The organism is Streptomyces sp. T39, from assembly GCF_008042045.1.
GTDB lineage: Bacteria > Actinomycetota > Actinomycetes > Streptomycetales > Streptomycetaceae > Streptomyces.
This window is the reverse complement of record NZ_RDBP01000181.1, coordinates 1-4,558: the sequence shown is the minus strand read 5'-3', so window position 1 is coordinate 4,558 and position 4,558 is coordinate 1. Positions and strand designations below refer to the sequence as shown.

Sequence of the window (4,558 nt, the reverse complement as noted above, 5' to 3'; positions counted from 1 at the left end):
GGTCGCGGCCGGTGTCCCCGCCTCCGAACTGCGCAGCCGGGTGACGACCGAGACGTCCCCCGACTCCCCGATGATCGCCGTCACCGGCACCTCCACGCGGCCCGCCGAGGCCGCCGACATCGCCAACGCGGTCGCCGACGCCGTCTTCGTCAGCAGCACCAGTCCGCCGATCAGACCGCCCGCACAGGCGCCCACCGCGGTGCCCAGCGGCAGGGACGGCGAGACGGGCTCGGCGGGGGTGACGGCCCGGGAGAAGAGCATCAGCTGCACGCCGGTGTTCCTGGAGACCTGGTTGCTGCTGACGAAGACGGCGTCGGCGACCGCGTTGGCGATGTCGGCGGCCTCGGCGGGCCGCGTGGAGGTGCCGGTGACGGCGATCATCGGGGAGTCGGGGGACGTCTCGGTCGTCACCCGGCTGCGCAGTTCGGAGGCGGGGACACCGGCCGCGACCCGGGCGTAGGCGAGGGTGGCGTCGCTGGTCGCGATGCGGCCGTACGCCTGGGCGAAGCCGAGGGCGGCGCCCGGCTCCGCGCCCTTGGCGGGCACGGCGACGACATAGCTGGTCGCCGCGTACTCGGGGTCCGTGACCACACCGTGCAGCAGGCCGGCGGCCGTGCCGAGCACGGCGCAGACCGGGACGGGCCACCAGGCGGGCCCGGAGGAGAACTTCGCGAGAAGGCGGGGCTTGCGGCCGGCGGCCGGGGCGGGCCGCTCGTGCTCGTGTCTGGCGGTCATGGGCGTACTGCTTCCTCGGTGGGGACGGCGGTCGGGCTGGTCGGGTTCGTGGGGCGGGGGACGCGTGGGGCCGCGCGGGCGTACACCTCGGTGAGCAGACGCGCGGTGCGGGCGATGTCGTAGTGCGCCACCGCCCGGGGCGGGGCCGCACGCCGGGGGCGCGCGGCGGCCAGGGGGCGCAGGGCGTCCACGAGTTCGCGGACGCCGGTGCCGCGCAGGGCGGTGGCGCCGGGTGCGTGGTCCGCGGGCAGGTCGTCGACGGCCGGGCAGATGCCGTGCAGCACGGGCAGGCCCGCGGCCAGGGCCTCGACGACGGCGAGGCCGAACGCCTCCTCCCGGGACGCCGAGACGAAGGCGTCCATGGCCGAGAGCAGTGCGGGCACGTCGCTCCGCTCGCCGAGCAGCCGGACCCGGCCGGCCGCGCCGAGGCGCACCGCCAGGGCGCGCAGCGCCTCGCGTTCGGGTCCGTCGCCGGCGAGCAGCAGCACGGCGTCCGGCAGGGCGGCGACCGCCTCGACGAGCACGTCGAACCGCTTGCCGGGCACCAGCCGTCCGACACCGCCGACGACGAACACGCCGTCCGGGAGGCCCAGCCGCTCCCGGACGGCCCCGCGGGCCGTGGTGTCGAAGGCGAACCGGCCGGCGTCGATGCCGTTCGGCACGACATGGACCCGGCGGCCGGGCACACCCCAGGCGCGCAGCCGCGCGGCGACGGTCGGGGACACGGCGACGGTCGCCGCGCCGAGGCGCTCGGTGGCCAGGTACAGGGCGCGGTTGGCGCGGTTCAGGGGGCGTCCCTCGATCTCCGCCTCGCCGAGCGAGTGCTCGGTGGCGACCGACGGCACCCCCGCGAGGCGGGCGGCGATCCGCCCGTAGACGCAGGCCCGGTAGAGATGGGTGTGGACGACGTCGTAGCCGCCGCGCCGCACCAGGCGGGCGAGCCGGGGCAGCGCACCGAGGTCCCGGTTGCCGCCCATGCCGAGGTGGGTGACGGACACGCCGTCGGCGCGCAGGCCGTCGGCGACCGCCCCCGGGTTGGTGAGCGTCACCACGTCGCCGGAGCACCGATCGGGCAGATGCCGCAGCAGCAGGCGCAGTTGCTGCTCCGCCCCGCCCACGCCGAGCCCGGTGATGATGTGCAGGACCTTCACAGCGGGGCCTCCAGGGCCGTCGGCGGCACGGCGACGGGGGCGAACCCGGGTGCGGGGCGCATCCGGTGCCGCAGGTACTTGACGGCGAGCCGGGCGCGCCGGTCGGCGTGGCTGATGTGGGTCCGGGGCAGGGCGTAGGGGCCGGCCGCGGGACCCGGGGCGATGGCGCAGGCGTACGCGTAGCCGGCGTCCCGCACGGCCTCGGCCGTCCGCCGGTCGGCCGTGCCGTAGGGATAGCAGAACCCCGCGGGTGCGCGGCCGGTGATCTCGCGCAGCAGGCCGCGGGAGCGGACCGTCTCCTCGCGCAGCTGCGCGTCGGTCAGCACGGTCAGGTCGCGGTGGAACAGGCCGTGGGAGCCGATCTCCGTGCCCTGGGCGGCGGCGGCCCGGATCTGGTCGGCCGTCACCAGCGGGCGGCGCGGGCCCTCCCGGTCCCAGTCGTTGGCGCCGCCGAGCCTGCCGGGCAGCACGAACAGGGTGGCGGTGCAGCCGTGGCGCCGCAGCAGCGGGAGCGCGGCGCGGGTGAAGTCGGCGTACCCGTCGTCGAAGGTGAGGCCGACGAGCCCGGCGGCGCGGCCCCGGGCGTGGGCGCGCAGCAGGGTCGTCACGGACACCCCGCGCAGGCCGCGTGCGCGCAGCGTCCGCAGCTGGCGGTCGAGGCGTTCGGGCGCGACGGTGATGCCGTAGGGGTCGTCGGTCGGGTCGCCGACCGCGTGGTACATCCAGATCCACGGCCAGGCCCGGCGGGCGGCCGCTTCGGCGCGGGCGGGTCGTTGCTCATCGGTCATGACGCAGCCTCCGGTGCACGAGGGCCAGCAGGTGAACGGCTTCCGGTGCCCCGAGGGCCCGGGCGGTGACGAGGAACACGGCGGGTACGAGGAGGACGCCGGCGGCCAGCGAGGCGAGGGGGCCGCCGGTCGCGGGCGCGGCGAGGAGGGCGGCGCAGGTGGCCGCCGCGGCGGCCAGCGCCAGCCGGCCGATCCGCAGGCCGATGGCGCGCACCTCGATGACGACGATCCGGGAGCCGAGCCCGTGCAGCAGCAGGACGGCGGTCACGCTGATGCCGGCGGCGTTCGCCGCGGCGATGCCGTGCACGCCGTACGGGCCGACGGCCGCGGCGCCGGCCGCCACGGTCACCGCGAGGCCGCCGGCCATCGCGGCGGCGGGGAACCAGGTGGGCCGGCCCGACGAGAAGAACGGGCGGCCGAGTGCGCCGACGAGGCAGTGGCCGAGCAGCCCGGCGGCGTACACCCGCATCACGCCCGCGGTGGTGGCGCTGTCCTGGGCGTCGAACGCGCCCCGGCGGAAGAGGACGTCGATGATCGCGGGGGCGTAGCCGACGACGTACGCGGTGCCGAGCAGGACGACGGTGCCGGCCATGGCGAGGTCCTCCTCGACGCGCCGCCTGGCGCGTTCCCGGTCGCCGGTGGCCATGGCCTGGGCGACGACCGGGAAGGTGACCGTGCACACCATCAGCGACAGCACCATCGGCATCTGCGCCACCTTCTGGGCGTAGTTGAGGTGGCTGATCGCGCCGGCGGGCAGCGGGGCGGCGAGGAAGCGCTCGACGAGGACCTGCGCCTGGCGGCTGACCGCGAACAGGACGACGGGCGCGAGGAGCGCGGCGCCGATCAGGGGCGTCCCGCGGGACCTGCGGGGACGGACGAGTGCTCCGAGGCCGCCGAGGTGCCGGGCGAACCCCGGGGCCTGGACGAGGATCATCAGCGCCCCGCCGACGGCGACGCCCGCGGCGGCCGCCCGTACGCCCCACAGGCTGTGCAGGGCGAGGGTGGTGGCGATGATCCCGGCGTTGTACGCGGTGTACACGGCGGCGGGCGCGAGGAAGCTGCCGTGGGCGCGCAGGGCGGCACTGAAGTATCCGGTGACGCCGAAGGTGAGGACGGTGAGCGCGGTCAGCCGGGTGCACTCGACGGCGAGCCGCGGGTCGTCGAAGCCGGGCGCGAGCAGCCGCACCACGAGCGGCGCGCCCGCCATCAGCACGGCCGCGACGGCGACCAGGACGGCGAACAGCCGCGGGAACGTCGCGGACACCAGGTCCCGTACGGCCTCGGGCTCGTCGCGGCGGGCGAGGGCGTGGCTGAAGGCGGGCACCAGCAGCAGCGCCATGGCGTCCTCGATGAGCAGCGTGGCCGCCAGCTCCGGCACCGTCCAGGCGATGAGGAACGCGTCGCTCTCGGAACTCGCCCCGAAGAGGTGGGCGATCGTCTGGTCGCGCAGCAGCCCGAGCACCGCCCCCGCCACGGTGAGCACCCCGCTGACGACGGCGGCCCGGACCAGCCCGCGCCCCAGCCGCCCGCTCCGCGCGGCCTGCCGCGGCCCGTCCGCCCGGGTCCCGGGCGCGGCGTACTCGGAGGGCCCGCCCCGCTGCCCGGGCGCGGCGGACTCGGCGTCCGTGGACGCCCCGGTCCCGCTGCCCGGCAGCGGGCTCCGAGCGGACGCCGGAGCGCCGTCATGGGCCCCCGGCGGCCGCGTCGCGGCGGGTGGGGCGAGGCCCGCGTCCTGGCCCGTCCAGGCGGGGTCGACGCGGGCCGGGCGAGCGGCGGGGGGTGCCGTGGGCGGCGGCGCCGGGCGGTCGGCGGCGTCCGAGGCGCCGCCCGGCCGGCCGCGGTCGGGGTCGGCGTCCTCCCAGCCGCCGCCCGGCCGGCCGGGGT

4 protein-coding genes are annotated in these 4,558 nt (G+C 77.7%); all 4 read right to left on the bottom strand.

Annotation, left to right across the window (positions count from 1 at the left end):
• The coding region (locus EAO77_RS36595; protein WP_261994318.1) for a YveK family protein at positions 1-735 on the bottom strand (735 nt) is incomplete at its 3' end.
• Positions 732-1,886, bottom strand: coding sequence for a glycosyltransferase (locus tag EAO77_RS36590; protein ID WP_147992591.1), 1,155 nt, complete (start codon positions 1,884-1,886; stop codon positions 732-734). The genes EAO77_RS36590 and EAO77_RS36595, both read right to left, overlap by 4 nt.
• Complete coding sequence (locus tag EAO77_RS36585; RefSeq protein ID WP_147992590.1) at positions 1,883-2,674, bottom strand: polysaccharide deacetylase family protein; 792 nt, start codon at positions 2,672-2,674, stop codon at positions 1,883-1,885. The genes EAO77_RS36590 and EAO77_RS36585 overlap by 4 nt, the downstream gene beginning before the upstream one ends.
• Complete coding sequence (murJ, locus tag EAO77_RS36580) at positions 2,664-4,328, bottom strand: murein biosynthesis integral membrane protein MurJ (protein ID WP_147992592.1); 1,665 nt, start codon at positions 4,326-4,328, stop codon at positions 2,664-2,666. The genes EAO77_RS36585 and murJ overlap by 11 nt, the downstream gene beginning before the upstream one ends.
• Positions 4,329-4,558 lie beyond the last annotated feature (230 nt).